The organism is Microbulbifer maximicatervae (SeqCode), from assembly GCF_052466985.1.
The window spans coordinates 4653380-4671006 of record NZ_CP174298.1; the positions used below are offsets into that span (position 1 = coordinate 4653380).

Annotated in this window: 17 protein-coding genes; 10 read left to right on the forward strand and 7 right to left on the reverse strand. The window is 46.4% G+C overall.

All coding sequences use genetic code 11. The features are described 5' to 3' along the window. Positions 1-178 precede the first annotated feature (178 nt). Positions 179-1303: an alkene reductase gene (locus ACJJI3_RS20490; protein WP_444940769.1), complete on the reverse strand. Its 1125-nt coding sequence runs from the start codon at positions 1301-1303 to the stop codon at positions 179-181. Positions 1304-1434: 131 nt separating this feature from the next. Here ACJJI3_RS20490 and ACJJI3_RS20495 point away from each other — a divergent pair, with 131 nt between their 5' ends. After that, complete coding sequence (locus tag ACJJI3_RS20495; protein WP_444940770.1) at positions 1435-2373, forward strand: LysR family transcriptional regulator; 939 nt, start codon at positions 1435-1437, stop codon at positions 2371-2373. Positions 2374-2489: 116 nt separating this feature from the next. Here the strand turns inward: ACJJI3_RS20495 and ACJJI3_RS20500 are convergent, their stop codons facing one another. Beyond that, on the reverse strand, positions 2490-4655 hold the full coding sequence (locus tag ACJJI3_RS20500) for a winged helix-turn-helix domain-containing protein (RefSeq protein WP_444940771.1): 2166 nt from the start codon (positions 4653-4655) through the stop codon (positions 2490-2492). A 220-nt stretch (positions 4656-4875) separates the two neighbouring features. Between ACJJI3_RS20500 and ACJJI3_RS20505 the strand changes: the two genes are divergently transcribed. From ACJJI3_RS20505 to ACJJI3_RS20515, 3 genes are all read left to right on the forward strand, one after another. Further along, positions 4876-5727 carry an alpha/beta hydrolase gene (locus ACJJI3_RS20505; protein ID WP_444892003.1) on the forward strand — a complete coding sequence of 284 codons (852 nt, stop codon included), beginning with the start codon at positions 4876-4878 and terminating at the stop codon, positions 5725-5727. A gap of 57 nt (positions 5728-5784) precedes the next feature. Beyond that, entirely contained in the window at positions 5785-6969 is a 1185-nt protein-coding gene (locus ACJJI3_RS20510; RefSeq protein ID WP_444940772.1) for a serine hydrolase domain-containing protein, read from the forward strand. Between the two features lie 272 nt (positions 6970-7241). Beyond that, positions 7242-7997, forward strand: coding sequence for a hypothetical protein (locus tag ACJJI3_RS20515; RefSeq protein ID WP_444940773.1), 756 nt, complete (start codon positions 7242-7244; stop codon positions 7995-7997). Between the two features lie 23 nt (positions 7998-8020). Here the strand turns inward: ACJJI3_RS20515 and csrA are convergent, their stop codons facing one another. Further along, positions 8021-8209, reverse strand: coding sequence for a carbon storage regulator CsrA (gene csrA, locus ACJJI3_RS20520; protein WP_444940774.1), 189 nt, complete (start codon positions 8207-8209; stop codon positions 8021-8023). 651 nt (positions 8210-8860) lie between these two features. Between csrA and ACJJI3_RS20525 the strand changes: the two genes are divergently transcribed. Further along, positions 8861-9325: a hypothetical protein gene (locus ACJJI3_RS20525; protein ID WP_444940775.1), complete on the forward strand. Its 465-nt coding sequence runs from the start codon at positions 8861-8863 to the stop codon at positions 9323-9325. A 69-nt stretch (positions 9326-9394) separates the two neighbouring features. Here ACJJI3_RS20525 and ACJJI3_RS20530 read toward each other — a convergent pair whose 3' ends face one another. The 4 genes from ACJJI3_RS20530 to ACJJI3_RS20545 all read right to left on the reverse strand — a co-directional run bounded on the left by ACJJI3_RS20530 (position 9395) and on the right by ACJJI3_RS20545 (position 11202). After that, a complete protein-coding gene (locus tag ACJJI3_RS20530; RefSeq protein WP_444940776.1) occupies positions 9395-9727 on the reverse strand; it encodes a hypothetical protein in 333 nt (110 codons plus the stop codon). 82 nt (positions 9728-9809) lie between these two features. After that, positions 9810-10388, reverse strand: coding sequence for a hypothetical protein (locus tag ACJJI3_RS20535; RefSeq protein ID WP_444940777.1), 579 nt, complete (start codon positions 10386-10388; stop codon positions 9810-9812). 35 nt (positions 10389-10423) lie between these two features. Then, positions 10424-10717, reverse strand: a complete 294-nt coding sequence (locus ACJJI3_RS20540; RefSeq protein WP_444940778.1) for a hypothetical protein — start codon at positions 10715-10717, stop codon at positions 10424-10426. After that, positions 10714-11202 (reverse strand): hypothetical protein, encoded by a 489-nt coding sequence (locus ACJJI3_RS20545; RefSeq protein ID WP_444940779.1) that lies wholly within the window; start codon positions 11200-11202, stop codon positions 10714-10716. The genes ACJJI3_RS20540 and ACJJI3_RS20545 overlap by 4 nt, the downstream gene beginning before the upstream one ends. 487 nt (positions 11203-11689) lie before the next feature. On the opposite strand from ACJJI3_RS20545, the gene ACJJI3_RS20550 reads away from it, so the two are divergent. The 5 genes from ACJJI3_RS20550 to ACJJI3_RS20570 all read left to right on the forward strand — a co-directional run bounded on the left by ACJJI3_RS20550 (position 11690) and on the right by ACJJI3_RS20570 (position 17522). Further along, positions 11690-11929 carry an HTH-like domain-containing protein gene (locus ACJJI3_RS20550; protein ID WP_444940780.1) on the forward strand — a complete coding sequence of 80 codons (240 nt, stop codon included), beginning with the start codon at positions 11690-11692 and terminating at the stop codon, positions 11927-11929. Positions 11930-11995: 66 nt separating this feature from the next. Next, positions 11996-14410, forward strand: coding sequence for a type I restriction-modification system subunit M (locus tag ACJJI3_RS20555; protein WP_444940781.1), 2415 nt, complete (start codon positions 11996-11998; stop codon positions 14408-14410). Between the two features lie 2 nt (positions 14411-14412). Next, on the forward strand, positions 14413-15747 hold the full coding sequence (locus ACJJI3_RS20560) for a restriction endonuclease subunit S (RefSeq protein WP_444940782.1): 1335 nt from the start codon (positions 14413-14415) through the stop codon (positions 15745-15747). After that, positions 15747-16538, forward strand: coding sequence for a hypothetical protein (locus tag ACJJI3_RS20565; RefSeq protein ID WP_444940783.1), 792 nt, complete (start codon positions 15747-15749; stop codon positions 16536-16538). The genes ACJJI3_RS20560 and ACJJI3_RS20565 overlap by 1 nt, the downstream gene beginning before the upstream one ends. Positions 16539-16589: 51 nt before the next feature. After that, positions 16590-17522 (forward strand): endonuclease NucS domain-containing protein, encoded by a 933-nt coding sequence (locus tag ACJJI3_RS20570; RefSeq protein ID WP_444940784.1) that lies wholly within the window; start codon positions 16590-16592, stop codon positions 17520-17522. Positions 17523-17627: the final 105 nt, after the last annotated feature.

Below are 17627 nucleotides of genomic sequence, written 5' to 3' on the forward strand. Positions count from 1 at the left end.
AATAATTCTACAGTAGCTCAATAAAAGAAGCCCCAGAAAATAGAATTCTCTGAGGCTATCTATTTCTAATCAATAAGCGCTTATGTCTTTTAAATAGCGCTGATAGACTTTAGAAATATTTATAGAAATTCCACTTACAACTAGCAATTCATAATGAACGAGCCCAATCTACACCAGATCACGGCTGGTATAGAGGGTAGTCCGTATACCCCACATCGGTACCGCCATACATAGTTTCCGGATCAACCTGATTGAGTGGCCATTCATTGCGAATACGCGTGGGAAGATCCGGGTTGGCAATAAAAGGTCGGCCAAAGCCAAAGATATCTCCATTACCTGCGTCAAGCACCCGCAAAGCTTTTTCGGGGGAATACTTTCCTGCATACATGATGCGCCCGCCAAAGATTTCACGTACTTCTCGATAGAAATTCTCAGGCAAATCAGGTGCATTATCCCAATCCGCCTCGGCCAATGACAGATAGGCAATTCCAGCTTCATTTAGCAGCTTAATAGCTTCGATATAGGTCTTGTGGGGATCACTCTCTACCAGACCAAGGTAGACTCTGTCCTCATCGGTACTTTCGAAAAGCGGTGCAAACCGAACACCGAGCCGTTCGCTGCCAACTTCTTTTGATACCGCCGCAACAATTTCTTTAAGGAAGCGCAGTCTGTTCTCCAGGCTACCACCATACTCATCATCGCGATGATTGGTATGTTCTGAAATAAACTGGTTCACAAGGTAACCGTTGGCACAGTGTAGCTCAACGCCGTCGAATCCGGCTTCCATGGCGTTGCGCGCGGCCTGGGCATAAAGTTGAACCAGTTCTTTAACTTCCTCTGTTGTCAGCGTACGAGGCTCACTGGGTTCAGCCAGGGTGCCTTGTCCTGGGCCTGTCTCGATAAATACCTTAACAGCGTCTGCGCGGATAGCAGATGGCGCGATGGGTGCTGCATTGCCAGGCTGTAGTGAAGTGTGGGATACACGCCCAACATGCCAGAGCTGGGCAAAGATGATACCGCCTTGATCGTGCACGGCTTTGGTCACTTTTTTCCAGCCTTCGATCTGTTCCTTTGAATAGATTCCAGGTGTCCAAGCGTAGCCCTGGCCCCTGGGTTCGATTTGTGTGCCTTCTGTAACCATAAACCCAGCACCAGCACGCTGTGAGTAATAGTTAGCCATCAAGTCATTGGCAATATTACCAGGCTGACTACTACGTGATCGGGTCAGGGGTGGCAGAACAATACGGTTTTTCAGGGTGTAAGGGCCCAGGTTGATCTCACTGAATAGTGACTCGTTTTTCATAATGACCTTCCTGTTAAAAACTGACTGCAGTGAGTGTTTGAAAAGACACAGGTAAAAAGCAGCGGTGATAAGGGCAACTGAATAGCCCCAGCCAGTTTTGGCTGTGCCTTGCGATGGTGGGAATACTAGAGATGCAAGCATACAATTTGAAACAACTACTCTTTGTCTCGGTTACAAATATGAATGGTATAAGCCGTTTGGACCTAAAACAGCTACGTATACTAGAAGCACTGCTTCAAGAGAGAAATCTATCCCGGGTTGCTGAAAAGGTGGGGTTAACCCAGCAAGCGATAAGCGAACAGTTGCGTAAGCTGAGAGAAGTGTTTGATGACCGGCTGTTTATCCGGCAAGGCAACGGTATGGTGCCCACCCCTGTTGCTGAGCAGCTGGGAGGCAGGATCAGTAGTATTTTGAAGGATGTAGAGTCACTGTTAACCCCAATAGCGTTTGATCCGGCAACTTATAGAGGGATTTTTAGTATTAGTGCCACGGATTACGCGATTCAATCGGTACTGCCCGAGCTATTAGAGGTCGTCCGTAAATCTGCCCCGGAACTTAAAGTTATCGTCAGGGACTTTGAAACAGATAATCTCAATCAGTTAATGGTGTCTGGTGAGATCGACTTAGCGCTCACCTTTCCTGATTTCATACCGGATGACCTGCCATACAAATTGCTATTTGAGGAGCAGCATGTCTGTATCGCGGGAGAAAAGTCTCCACTGAAGGGTAAGTCATTAACATTGGCAGATGTAGCAGAGCTTCCGCAACTGATCATTTCACCATCACGGGCAAACCTCAAAGGATCACACGATGAGTGGTTTGCGATGCAGGGGCTAAAACGCAATATTGTTATGTCGATACCCAGCTTCTCTGCCGCCCCAGATATAATTGCAGCTACAAACACAATTGCGTTCTACCCCTCAAGACTACTACCCAATAAAAAAGTTATTCCTCTTAAGTTGGACACGCAAACACCAAAATTTGAAGTTATAGCAGCATGGCATAGTCGATCTAACCACAGCCAGCTTCATATGTGGATGGTTGAACAGCTTATGAAACTTTTTAAGTAGCCATGCAATTTAGTTGATAGAAAAAAAGAGTGATATCTTGAATTAAATCGCGGTTGGGAAGTAAGATGGTTTATAGCTAACCATCTTATTTTTGAAAACTAAAATAGGCTATATTTCTATTCCCGTAAGAATAACTCTGCCACTTCCTTTTTAGCGGCAACAACATAGGTAATCATTAGGTTTTTCTGATTAATATCAGTCAAGTAATCGATGTCTCTATGCATTGTTCTCAGAATAGAAAAGTTACTGGTGTCGAGGTCGTATGCCCATAACTGGTCATCTCGATTGATTGAGTAAATCACATTCTCTTTGATCACAAACCTTTTCTCACTGCCCTGATGAATCAGCTCTTCGATTAGCTGGTCTTCCGCAGGGCCGGGCTGCCAGAAGCGGTTCATATGATCCATATAGATCAGCCGGCCATCCTCGCTTCTTTGGGCCCAATTAACTTGGGTATCGTTGATAATACTTACTTCGAGATTATCCAGGTTTACTTCTGCAAACTTTGTAACACCTTTCACCGTTAGAGTTAACAGTGCGAGGTTACTCACACTATCCCACTGAAATAGTCGGTCAACTGGATGCGCTAGTGAGAAGGCTTCTCTGCTACCGTTCAGGGAGATTTTAGTCAGTATCTGATTGGCACTCGCCAGTATGCTTTGGCCGTCGGCAGACCAGTTAATGCCGTAGATATTGGTATCCATTGGAAACTGGCTGACTTGCCGTAAATCGCTGCCATCAGTTATCCACACCTGGTCTTCACCGGAGCGCCTGGATGTAAACGCAATCAAGTTGCCATTGGGTTGAAAAATGCCATCATCTTCCCCCAAAATCGACCGTGTTGTGCTTGGGTAGAGTTCGCTGACATCTTCTTCTGAGGGCGTATCGATCAACTCAGGCTGTCTAAGAGGTATAGAGGCAATGTCACTATCGTATCGGCCCTTAATCAGAAGTGCCCTCTGCCCATTTGGGTGGAATTCCGGCGAGCTGGCAGACTGATCCAGGGGTAAATCAAGCTTACTGACCTTTCCATCATAAGTGAGAGAGAAGAGTCGCCGCCCTGTGCTAAAGATTAACTCATCTGTAAGCGGTGAAAAGTTAGGGGATATGGTCCTGCGTTGGGGGATTTCATCCGGATAGTTGATCGGGTGGCTAGATAAAAGCGCCCCCTTGGAATCCAGCATATCTATATAAAGCTGGCCATCTTGATGATGGCTGGTTACGGCTATTAACCCTTCACTTATTGAGTAATCAAAATAGGCCAGGTTTCCATTTTCCAGGTCATAAAGGACTCGACTGGCATTATCCTTTACTGAATAGTTGATCAACCGCCAACGGTCGGTCTCTTTGTGCAAAATAGCGAGATCATTATTATTTAGCCATACCGGGTTCTTAATCGCGGAATTTCTACAGCGCATTAATACATTTGGCTGCTGTGGGCTGGCTAATGCCTTTTGAAAATCCAGGCTTACCAGGTTGTAACAAGTATTTTGGGTTAGCGGTATGGTGCAGTCTTCTTCAGAAATAAATACCAGTTTCTTGCCATCCGGTGATAGTGTATGGCGGCCATAAGTACCCCATTCTGGAGTTAACTCTGTTTCCTTCTGTGTATGAATATTTCTGGCCCAGATTTTATTAACGCAGAGCTTATCTAAGTAACGATTAAATATAATATATTCACCGTCAGGCGAATAAGAGGGGCTAAACTCTTTACGGTCAGTTGCAGTTACCGCCTGTAATCGATCAAATACAAGCTGAGAGCTTTGCTCGGGCGGAGAGTGTTTAAATATAACAAATACTAATAATACCAACCCGACAAGTGCAAAGATTGGAAATCGATTTGGTTTGATCGTCTGGGTTTGGTGGTTTGGATTAACCGGTGTTATATCTATTTCAGGCTTAGGGGAAGTGGGGGAGGGAGCTTCTTCTTCCGGTGCTGTCTTACCCTGTGGAATAGAATCACCATCTTGCCAAACAATATCGCATTCCAGGCTATAACCCTGTTTCGCATGGGTCCTAATATAAGACTGCTGCTTCCGATCTTCCCCAAAGGCTTTTCTAAGTTGCGCAATACTTCTTTGCAGCGTATTGGGTGTGACTATTGTATCCGGCCAGACCTCAGACAGTAGCTCATCCTGGCTCACAACTTTTCGCTGATGTCTTGCTAAGTGGGTTAAGACAGCAAGGGCTTTAGGGGGGACAGTTTGCGAGTGCTCATGTCGGGTGATCTGGTTTCTGGATAAATCAACAAAGAAGTCACCGACCCAATATTGTGAAGTCATTGATGTATCTACCTGAACAAAATATGAGCTAAATTTTGGCAATGGATACTAGCATAAACCCTGATTACAGCTAAAGTAGACTTTGTAAGTTATTGATAAGTAAGCACTTTATGGTAACAGAACAAAGTCATTCAAAAGTCAGGGGCACTTCAGGTGTTTCATAGGCTCCTTGTTTAGATTGAACGCTTCTTCGATCACATGTAACGGTATAAATACTGATATGAAAAAGCGTTTACTAGTCGCCTTTCTCCTGTTGCTACCTATCGCTGCCCTTGAAGCAGGTGAGCATAAAGCCCTGGAGTTATCCACAATCCAAGTGATACCCATTCAGGACTCCGGCAATAACAGGGAATACGAGCTGTATATCAAGTTGCCTGAGAAATATGAGGAGAGTGACACCAAAAAGCATCCGGTCATTTATTATACAGATGCTTTGTGGGCGGTTGAAATACTATCGGCCACCACAGAGTATGCACTGGAAGATGCAATTTTGGTGGGTATTGGCTGGCGGAAAGGTATGCCAGCTGATGAAAATGAATGGTCGAGTCGATATCGGGACTTTAAACCAGCACTACCCTCAGATGATAAAGCTAACGATAAAGAATCCTTTAAAGGAGAGGCCCATCAGCATCTCGCCTTTATCAGAAATGACGTTATAAAGTATATCGAAAGCAATTACCGCGCGAATCCAGATAATCGGACATATTTCGGTTACTCATTTGGTGGTCTCTTTGGAGTCTATGCCTTAATAAGTCAACCGGATACTTTTCAGAACTACATTATCGGTAGTCCATCAAGATTGATAGGCACTTATATGGATTCTCGTCTTGAATTAGAGCCTAACAAACCATTGATAGAACTACCAAAACAAACCAATGTATTTATTGCCTACGGCGCTTTAGAAAAGGAGCTGGGTGCAACGGTAGAAAGGTTTGTTAGTGAGTTAAAGAGCCAAAAGCTGGCTAACTTATCCATAGAACCGGTGGTTATTGAATCGGCTAATCACACAACGGCGTTTCCAAAGACTTCGGTGCGCAGTATTTATTGGCTTGCGGATAAAGTGAAACACTAATCAATAGTATATCGATCCATATTAATAAACCGTTAAAAATTTAATGCAGGATATAAAATGCTTATCAAGAAGCTAATCACAATCGGGTTAACGTACGGGATATGTACTACTGTAAGCGCAGGAGACCTACAAGCACCAGAAGTCAATATGGCCGACTATAGTAGCGACCTCACAGGCCTGGAGAGATCAATTCCCAAGCTTAAAAAAGCATTTATTGATACAGCCCCAGCGGATAGAAAAGACGGTATTCCTGTTGGTGAAATCGATACCATCAAAGAGAGCTTGGAAAAACTGGCACAGGAAATAGCAGACAACCAACATACACCCTACGATAGCCTACTAATTGCTCAAAATAACAAACTGGTATTTGAATCCTACTACTCCCTTGGTCGTGTTAATTTTCCGCACCCACAAGCCTCTGCCAGCAAGGCCTATACAGCCCTGGCGATTGGGCGGGCGATACAGTTGGGCTATTTAACCATGGAAGACTTAGACAAGCCCGTCACTTCCCTCCTGAAAGGGCTGGATAGGACGAAGCTTGTTAAAGGCGCAGATCTTGTGACATTGAGCCATGCCATGAGTATGCAATCTGGAATTCGTATTGATGAAAAAAAACGGGATGCCTTACTGGAAAATCCAGAGCATTTGACAGGAAAAAAGCTGGCCCAAATCTATTTAAGCCATAGCAAACCGATAACCTCAGAATCGCAAACCTACTTATACCAAGGCTCAGACCCAATGATTGCAATGTTGGTGCTGGATGCTGTGGTTCCCGGTTCCGCGAGCGACTTTATTAAAGAAGAGCTGCTAGAGAAGATGGAGATCGACAACTATCACTGGGAGGAAGCCGTCAGTGGCGTGCCCCAGGCAGGGTCAAGGGCCATGATGACATCTCGCAGTATGGTTAAGTGGGGCACCTTGGTACTCAATAAAGGCAGATGGAATGGCGATCAGTTAATCCCTGAAGCGTTTATTGCTAAGGCCACTGGAAAAGTGGCTGTTCCCACAGATGATGAGTTTGACTATACCAATTTTTCGTACGGCTACTTCTTCTGGCGAACGCCTCTGAAGGTTGGCAACAAGAAATATATCGCAAAGTTTGGCTGGGGCGGTGGTGGCCAGTATGTCATGGCTATTGAAGACCTTGATTTGGTAATTGCCGTCACCGGCCACAGAGATGATGACAAAACCCTGGGCTTGATAGAGCAACGTATTTTGCCGGCTTTTGCTTTATCAATTTAACCTCAAGCGGCTTAAGAAAATGATTTACCGAGGATAGTCGAAAAGCAGTTGTGGGCTCATTGCCTGGTTTTTATAGCCACTTCCTTGAGGTGGCTTTATTTCAGATCGATGATCCTGCCCAGCGACAACGGACACACCACTAAGCGACTGCTTGTTGGTATATAGGTACTTCTTAGATTGCCAAGATAAGTTTCTAGAATCCTCAACTACGGCCTTGTAATATTGCTAACCACTGCCTTTAAAGCCACATTCTAGTTTTACTGGGTTAACTTATGAAGTCACTGTCTCCAGCGTTACAGGCCGCTATTGAGAATGCCTACGATACCTTCGCTCGGTACCCGCGTTCCGCACATGTCAGTGGTTGTCCATGCTGTATCTCAGAGGAAGACCATAAAGCGCTAAATAGTGCACCTCTGGGCGAACTTACCAGCAGTGATCTTGAGAGATATACCAATAAAGCTATGACCACCTGGGGTGGGGTCGAAGATTTCAAGCATTTCCTACCCAGGATTCTTGAGCTTATTGCCACTGATACGCCATTAACGAGCTATAGCGAGATCATCGCCGGCAAACTTGTATATGCAGACTGGAATATGTGGCTAGAGCCTGAGCGAAGGGCCGTGACTCTATTTTTAAACGCATGGTGGCAGTCGGAACGCTGGGATGCCGGTAATGTAGAAACCTGCTTGGCCACACTTGCCTGTGCAGGATGCGATATTTCCAAGGAGCTTAGGGAGTGGTGGGAAGATGATTCTCCTGATTCCCGGCAATGCATCATCGAATTTTTAGCAAGCCAGGTAGATGTACTGACCCAGGGTGAGTCACCCTCACCCTTTTGGAGCGAAGAGGGCACCAAGACTTTGAAAACTTGGTTTCACAAAGTTGTACAGGTGCCCGTATTACTTTCGCTCGCCTTGGAGCATCCCACCGACTCTGAGTATGAATTATATGCAATAGCATCCATGCGTCTCGGGAGCAGCGTTGCTGATACTTGGTTTGAAGAGTACCAAGCCCGCTATCTTATTTAGAAATGATGAGAAGTATCCGTTGCTCAATCATTTCCATCGTCCACTTTCTGTTCCTTTCGGATACGCCTATAAACTTCCTCACGGTGAACCGGTAAGGATTTGGGAGCGATTATACCTACCCGCACCTGATTACCTTTAACTTCTAATATCGTGATTGAGACGTTTTCCCCAATCCTGAGGTTCTCGCCAGTACGGCGGTTTAAAATCAACATATTGGTTTCCTAATGAGACGCAAAGCATTGGCAAACCTCCCGCAACGGGAAGGCCAGGAAAGTAAGAACGGTTGCAGGTATTAGGAGGGGCGCGAGAACGGTAGGCGTAAAAGAAGAAAAGGCGGGCGCTAGACTCCCAGTGCTTGGGGAATCGCCTCAGGTTACTGAATTTGCAACCTTTTATTGAAGACGAGCGGGTTTCTAGCGTACCATTCATGGAGCCACTTTGATAACTATGGTATCAATTTGGTTAGCTGGCCCCGGGTGTTGCCGCACCCTGGGTCAGCGCCTTTTACTTACTCTTACGTCACGCTACCGTTCTCCTTTGAGAATGGGTCTTTTATATAACTCTTGATGTTCTTGTTTTATCTTGGGCTGCTGGCTTGTCGAAGCCGATTTGATCACGGCCCAAAATATTGATAAATATCTTTCGATTCTACGCAGCTTTGACGCTGAAGAAAACTTAATAAAATCCAATAAGATTATTTGTGCGCCTATATTTTATTGGTTGTCTGGTTCTATATCTCACAGGTGATTGGTATATTGGTCTGTAGATTTTTTCTAGTTGATGTGATTTGTATTTTTAACTTGCTAGAATTTCTTGCCTCTTTGATGAGGTGGGGCGGTTTTATCAAAAGAGCTGAAAGGTGGATGATGAAAAGTGGAATTTTAATATTGCTGCTAGCCTCTTTTTCTATGATTGCGCAGGCAGGAGTTCCTGACGTATTAAAAGCGGATAAAGCAGATTTTATGTATTCTCTACCGGAAACATTTGGTGATACGAAACTGTCTTTCCATGTGTCCAGCAACCAGCTTGCAGGTTTGACTGTTGCTTACAAGGACCATAATGTGCGTGCCCAAAAAGAATTACTTAAGGGTATATCTTCGCCTTCATGGGACTCTCTTACTGTGGCTTATGAAGATGTAGACGGTGATGAGGTTATTCAACACTTTTCCTTCTGTTTTTATGAAGAGTCAAAGTTAGGCACTGGTAAGCAGCCGAGATTTATTGTCTATTATGTCTATGAAGAAAAAATAGATAGAAGAATTATTGATGATTTTAGTTCACTGATGGCGGGAAACTGTTGGCCAGTTTTATTGAGCCGCCGAGAATAATAGCGCTAGAGAAACGGATAGATGAAAGGCCGGTAATAGCTGGCATTGGACTCGATGGTGAAAAAAACTTTAAGTGCTGTTAATCCTATTGGATTCTTCAATCCATTGTTGGTTAAAGCCTGTTCTTTTGGTATAGCCGATGAAAATATTCATTAATCTTTCCATGCAGCTCTCAAGATCTACTTCAAACTCTAACTCTTCGTCGGCCTGGTAATCTTCAGCTGCTTGGTCTGCCATGTCCCAGAAAAACTGGGTGAGCTTTCTGGCTTCGTTAGCGGAAGTGATATCATTTACTCCGAGTACGAGATCCTCGGCAAATTGATTTTCTAATTTTCTGGAATAATATAATACCACACCCTTGATAGTGGTTTCGTGCTCGCTAAACTCAATCATCGCTTGCAAATATTAGGTTTTCATTTTGCTCAATATGCTAATTATCTTGTATGGATTAACTTTCCAATTGATTGTGCCACTAACGTACAAATTAGAAAGAGGTTAGGAGGTCTTTGTTGAATATAAGCCCCTTAAGGCCTAGCTCTTCTACTAAACTTTTGAACTTATCTCCACAATAGAGCGCTGAACAGCGGTCAAACTTGCTCTTGAAAATTAGATTGTCTTTAACGCTACTTTCATCAAATCCTATGCTTTTAACTCCCATCCATAAATTATCCACAATGTCTGCTTCGCTTACACTTTTGTCCGCCTGCACAGTATTTAGGCAGTTGAAAACAAAATAAGTCTGATTGTTGATGGTGAGTGGTAGAAACTCCCCCAGTGAGCTGAGGTGGTTTTTCAGTTTGTCATAGGCATACGGGGATAATACTAAGTTTGCGCCATTCCATGTTGTAATATCGGGGTTTGCATCGTTGTTAAGCCCGATGTCTACAAACTTTGCGCCTATATCTACCCAATAATCTTTAAGAGAGATATTGTCCCAGCTATAACTGTAGAACTCATCTTCACCCAGAGTTTCATCAAGAGTATCGCCAAGTTCTTCAAGGTCTAAATCTAAGTTATAGAAATCCGTGTAATTAAAGCTGATTTTATATGTCACTTCGGCCATCCCATTATTCACCTTATATATGGGATGGTAGGATTTTAAGCATTATCAATTTCATCATCCCACTGCTTTTCATAGCCTGCTTCTTCCAGGTAGCCGCCGAGAGTGTTGTAAAGCTTCTCAGTCCAGTATTCAGAGCTTCCTTCGCAGGGGATTTCTACACCCTGGGCCGATTTCTCAATCATGGCCCAGAAGAATTTACTTAGATGAGAGGCTTCTTCTGCAGAGGAAACGTATCCACGTTCGATAATTTCGCTGGCCTTAATATCTTCCAGGATTTCGGCAAAATATATCGCGACGATTTTTTCTTCTGGATATCTATATTCGATCATAGTGTGAATCCTGCATCTTTAATGACCGACATTCGGTCTGCTATCCAATTTAATTTTTCCACTAGCTGGTGCACTAGCATTTTATCGGTAACAGTAAGAAAGTGATGTCCTTTCTTCTTTTGATCTGGCACAAACTTCAAGCCTGGAGGAATGTCCGCTGCCTCCAATACCCAGTAAACATGTACTGCCGTACTAGGATTGTGTTTCTGCATCATTTTATGCAGACCCTTTAAATGTTGCCAGTTTGAAGAAAATGAAAGCCCCATTTGTGAATGGGGTAAAACCCATTGATAGTCGGGAGATAGGTACCAATCTTTTACTCTAAGGCCCTGTACCAGTTTCTCTCCAGGGGGAGTATTCTCCGGGTCATACAGTGTGGGATGGTTTTCTCCGACAGTAGGTCGGGCAACGAACCCCTGGAATTCTTTAATGATTTCCCGAAGGTCCTCCATAGTTCTAAACTGGTGGATGTATTGCTTAGTCATTGCTTCCGCTATCCTGCTAATTCAATTCCTTTTTATATTGCTCTTATAAAGCTAGCCGCCAATTAAAATCAAGTTAAAAGTAACTTTAATCGATCAGCTAATTGATCAGTGCCAACCCTCAGTATTTCAAATCGAAAGTTCATAGAGGGAAAGTAATAAATCAACAAACTCAATGAGCTTAGGCTGGATAAGAGGAGGGCAGCAGAGTGTTTCACCAACTATGGAAGCTGATCAGAAACTAGCCTGTGATGAGCAACTTCACTTAGTAAAGTTCTTCTAGGGTTGGTTACTTATCGATGCAGACACCGCCTCAGCGATCATAATTCAGTCACGCAACACCAAAATAGGGTACTGAGGCCAATACTTGTGCGATATAGGAAAGCCTTCACTCCTTTAAATAGCCGATAAATTAGCCAGTTTTGAACCTTGGCTAATCTAGCTAATTTAGCTAGATTAGCTAGCTGTTTTTACATCATCGAATCCGGACATGTACGAATCCGAAATCTACCAACAAATCCGCACTGCCTTAGAGGCTGCTCCCCGCAACCAGTACACCCAAGAGCTGCACTTACAGATGATCAAGTACGCCGATCAGCTGCAGAAAATCACCTCCAAGGAGTTCTGTGAGGGCGTGGGCCTGCGGCAGAGCTTTGCTACTGAGTTCAGCAAGATGCGTAATCTCACCCAACGCCTGAAGGCCGCCGGGTTAAATACTGAGCAGTTGTAAACGGCTGCGCTCAGAGCGCTCAACGACAACGAATACTTTTAAAGAATACTTAGGAATTACCGCTTAATGGCCATTAAGAAGACCGCTCTCTACTCCTCCCTCTGGGCTAGCTGTGACCAGTTGCGCGGTGGCATGGATGCCAGCCAATACAAGGACTATGTACTCACCCTGCTGTTTATGAAGTACGTATCCGACAAGTACAAGGGCGACCCCTACGGCATGATTGTGGTACCCGACGGTGCCAGCTTTGAGGATATGGTTGCCCTCAAGGGTGATAAAGAAGTTGGCGATAAACTGAACAAAATTATCAGCGCCCTAGCTGAGGAGAATGATCTCAAGGGCGTGATCGATGTGGCCGACTTTAACGATGAGGACAAGCTCGGCAAAGGTAAGGATATGGTGGACCGCCTATCCAAGCTGATCGGCTTGTTCGAAGGGCTGGACCTATCCGCCAACCATGCCGACGGCGATGACCTACTGGGTGATGCCTACGAATACCTGATGCGTCACTTCGCCACCGAGTCCGGCAAGAGTAAGGGGCAGTTCTATACGCCCTCAGAGGTCTCCCGTATTTTGGCCAAGGTGGTGGGTATCACCAGCGATACACCGCAGGATGCCAGTGTTTACGATCCTACGTGTGGTTCCGGCTCCCTGTTGCTTAAGGCCAGCGATGAGGCCCCGCGTGGTCTGTCGATCTTCGGCCAGGAGATGGACAATGCCACCAGCGCACTGTCACGCATGAATATGATTCTGCACAACAATGCCACTGCCAAGATCTGGAAGGGTAACACCCTTTCCGAGCCACAGTGGAAAGAGGCAAATGGCCGGCTTAAAACCTTCGACTTCGCCGTGGCCAACCCACCGTTTTCCAATAAAAACTGGAGTAACGGCCTTAATCCAGAGCAAGACGAGTTCAACCGCTTTACCTGGGGTGTGCCGCCGGAGAAGAATGGCGACTACGCCTTCCTATTGCATATCCTCACCTCACTGAAGAGCACCGGTAAGGGCGCGGTGATTTTGCCTCACGGGGTATTGTTCCGTGGCAACGCCGAAGCGCGTATCCGCGAGAACCTGATTAGACAGGGTTATATCAAGGGGATTATCGGCTTACCGGCCAACCTCTTCTACGGCACCGGTATTCCCGCTTGCATTATTGTGGTGGACAAGGCGCAGGCCCAGGGCCGTGACAGCATCTTTATGGTGGATGCGAGCAAGGGCTTTATTAAGGACGGCAACAAGAACCGCCTGCGCAGCCAGGATATCCACAAGGTGGTCGATGTGTTTACCAAGCAAACTGAGCTGGATCGCTACAGCCGGCTGGTACCGCTCAGTGAGATTGCTGCAAACGACTACAACCTGAATATCCCGCGCTATATCGATGCCTCCGAGCCGGAGGACCTGCACGATCTCAGCGCGCACTTGCAAGGGGGTATCCCCAATGCCGATCTGGACCGGCTCAGCGCATTCTGGGAGGTATTTCCGACCCTGCGCCAGAGCCTGTTTGAACCGCTGCGCGATGGCTACAGCCAGGCCCTGGTGGAACCCGGCCAGGTGAAGAGTACCCTGCTGGCGCACCCAGAATTTAACGCTTTTCGCGATCAGGCACTGGCACCCTTTACCCAGTGGACAGAAAAGCAGCCCTTTGAAGAGCTGCAAGAGGGTGACAAGCCCAAGGTATTTATTCACGAAATCTCCGAGGCGCTGCTGGAGGCCTATATACCGGTGCCGCTGCTCAGCCGCTACGACGTCTACCAGATTCTGATGGACTATTGGGCGGAGACTATGCAGGACGATGTGTACCTGATTACCCAGGGGGGCTGGCCGGCCGCTGCACAATTGCGCGTGCTAGTGCCTAAGAAGGGGGAGAAGCTGCAGGAAACTCCAGACCTGATCGTCAATAAAACCAAATACAAGGCAGATGCGATACCGCCACAATTGATTGCCGAGCGCTTTGCCAGCCAACAGCTGGCCGAAGTCAACGCCGCACAGAGCGCGCTGGACGAAGCCACTGCCGAGCTGGAGAGCTATCTGGAGGAGCACGGCGGTGAGGACGGCCTGCTGAGTGCTGCTATTAACGAAAAAGACAAAATCACCAAGGCCAGCGTTACCGCGCGTTTGAAGGAGATTTTTGATTACGAAGAGGAACAGGTTCTTAAGCAGGCCAAGAAACTGTTCAATGCGGAAGCTACCGCCAAAAAATCCCATAAAGAAGCGAAAGAAGAATTGGATAAGCGAGTACTGGCCCAGTACGGCCAGCTAACTGAGGAGGATATCCAGTCGCTACTGATTGATGATAAGTGGTTAACTAGTCTTGAAGCTGCTATTCAGGCGGAAATTGAGCGGGTGACTCAGCAGCTGGCAAACCGCTTAAAAGAGTTGGAAGAGCGCTATCACGATCCGCTACCGCAATTGACTCAGCAGGTGGAAAGCTTAAGTGACAAGGTGGCTGGGCATTTGCGGGCAATGGGATTGGAGTGGTAACTATGGATACGAGAATATCATCAAGTGGCTACAAAAAAACTGAATTGGGTCTTCTTCCCCATGATTGGGAAGTTCATAGCTTCTCCAAGGTCACCAATTTAATTACATGTGGAATCGCAGCAACTCCGGCGTATGTTCCCGAATCCATAGGTTGCCCTTTTTTATCAAGTTCCAACGTAAAGAATGGACGAATCCTGTGGGATAATTTTAAGTACATTTCCCCAGAATTACATAAGAAACTCTATAGGAACAACCCTCCGTTAAAAGGGGACGTACTTTATTCTCGCGTTGGCACCATTGGTGAAGCTGCTGTAATTGAAGCGGAATTTGAATTCTCTATTTACGTATCCCTGACCCTTATCAAGCCACGAAGGTCTTTTCTAGACAGTTATTACCTCTCACAGCTATTAAACAGTGGGCCTTACAAGGTTAGGGCCCAGGAGCAAGTATATCTCGGTGGAGGTGTGGGCAATCTAAATGTCGATGTTGTTCGGCATTATCCCATCCCGTGTCCACCCAGAGTTGAGCAGCTCGCCATCGCTAACGCTCTGACTGATACCGATACGCTGATCGAATGCCTAGAAAAACTAATCGCCAAAAAACAAGCCATCAAAACCGCCACCATGCAGCAGTTGCTAACCGGCAAGACCCGCCTGCCGCAGTTTGCCAAGCACCCAGATGGCACGCCTAAAGGCACCAAGCAGAGTGAGTTGGGGGAGATTCCGGAGGATTGGGGCACTAGATCAATTGGTGATTTTACTGATTGCACTGCGGGTGGCACTCCTAGCACATCTAACTCTACCTTTTGGGGAGGCGATAACCCATGGATGAGCTCGGGGGAGCTCCATCTTAAACGCGTTTACGATGTAGCAGAAAGAATTACAAACGAAGGTCTAAAAAGCTCTAGTACGAAGTATATCCCGCAAAACTGTGTGTTGGTTGGTCTCGCAGGTCAGGGTAGGACAAGGGGAACTGCTGCGGTAAATTGTATTAAGCTGTGCACGAACCAATCTATTGCTGCAATTTTCCCGAGTGCAGAACATGTAACAGAGTTCTTATTTTACAACTTGGATATGCGATATGAAGAGTTGCGTTCTCTATCAACTGGAGACGGTGGGCGTGGGGGATTAAACCTCACAATAATCAGAGGTCTCAAGGTCGCAATGCCACCACTAGGGGAGCAAGAGTCTATTGCGGGAATACTCACTGACTTGGATCGTGAAATTGATAAATTAAAGGAGGGTATGAAGAAAATCCGCCAGATCAAACAGGGTATGATGCAACAACTGCTTACCGGCAAGATCCGCCTGGTACAGCCGGAAGCAGTTACCGTGTGATGATGGACGCTAAGCAAGCTGGCCCGCTATTTATCGGTTGGGATGTCGGCGGTTGGAATTGTGATCGCAATGCCAGTAGTCGCGATGCGCTGGTGGTACTGGATAGTGAGCGCACTATTCTCGGCCAGCCCTGGCGCGGCAACTTGCGCAAGGCGATTAATGAGGCTGGTAATACCCAGGAATGGATTCGGGCACTGCTGGATTATTGCAAGATTGAGACTACCGCCGATATACCACCGATCCTATTGGTCATCGATACACCACTGGGCTTTTCGCAAGCATTCCGGCAATTAATTTCTGGCGAGTCTGTAGCAGGGCCCATTGAAGACTGGAATACGAACCCCTATCTATTCCGCCATACCGAATGCTTTTTATTTCAGCGTGGATTAAGGCCGCTATCGCCGATCAAGGATATGATCGGCAGCCAGGCCACCAAAGGGATACATGCACTGGCTCGTTTTGCCCCAGAAAATCCAAATACCGGAGTCTGGACCAGTGGTGGCGGGCTGACCGCGATTGAAGCCTACCCCGCTGCCTGCAAACCCTCGCCACTTATTCGTGAATTGCTTAGCAGCTATCGCACGGCACCGGCCGGTCAACAGCTGGACCCGTGGGATATGGCTGGCTTCGGTTTCGGTATTAATCATGAAGACAAGCGCGATGCACTGCTCTGCGCTCTGGTGGCTTGGTTATTTCACTATAAATCAAATGCCCTCTGCCCTGCAGATGTAGATGTGCCAGCAGGTGAGGGTTGGATTTTTGTTCCCGAGGATGCGCTGACAACAATCTAGTGTGAACAGCTTTAGGGAAAGCAACATAGAGCAATAAGGATAAAACACCCCATGACTCCAAAACGCAGTTTTTACCGCATTATGGCGGGTGCTAGATGTGCATTTGCTGACGAATGTCACCGCGAAGGTTATATAGGCGGTGACTTAAGTATTCAGGAAGACCTCTCTGGCCGTTTGCCGGAGAGTTTTCGGGATTTCAATCGGGACTTTATTCCGATCTATCTGTCCGCCAACCCAGATAAGAAAAAAGTCGCCGCCGGCCTCGCCTGTGGCATGTTGCATACCATTTGTAAGGGAATGCAAGTTGGCGACATAGTGATCTGCCCTAGTGGCAGTGGCCTCTATTATGTTGGCGAGGTTAGCAGTGATTATTATTTTGCCCCCGGCACTGCACTGCGCCATCGACGCAAGGTTAACTGGTTTGATAAGGGGATTTCCCGTGAAGAACTCAGCGAACCCATCAGAAATTCTGCAGGCTCCATCGGCACAGTCTGCAATCTCACCAAATATGCGGATGAATTAGAAAGTTTACTTGCGGGTAAACAGCCACCAGCGCTTGTACATACCGATAGCACCGTGGAGGAGCCTGCGGTCTTCGCACTCGAAAAGCACCTTGAAGAATTCCTGATAGCCAACTGGCAGTACACCGAGTTAGGCAAAGACTATGAGATCTTCAACGAGGATGATTTGTCGGGACAGCAGTATCCCACGGATACCGGACCCATTGATATTCTCGCGATCAGTAAAGATCAAAAGACACTATTGGTTGTTGAACTAAAGCGCGGCCGGGCCAGTGATGTCGTGGTGGGGCAGGTGCAGCGCTATATGGGCTATGTGCAAGAGGAGTTGGCGGAATCGGGCCAAACCGTTAGGGGCGTAATTATTGCACTTGAGGATGACCTGCGCATCCGTCGCGCCCTGAGTGTTACCAGTAATATTGATTTCTTCCGCTATCAAGTCAGCTTCAAGCTGTTTTCGAGCTAAGGGGTTGCAGTTGTAAGAAAAGGGTGTTTAATCAACGGGTTGGCGCGCTTTAATTTTCCTAGAAGATTAAGTGATTTTGAATTGGCTTGAATGCAGATGGAGTGG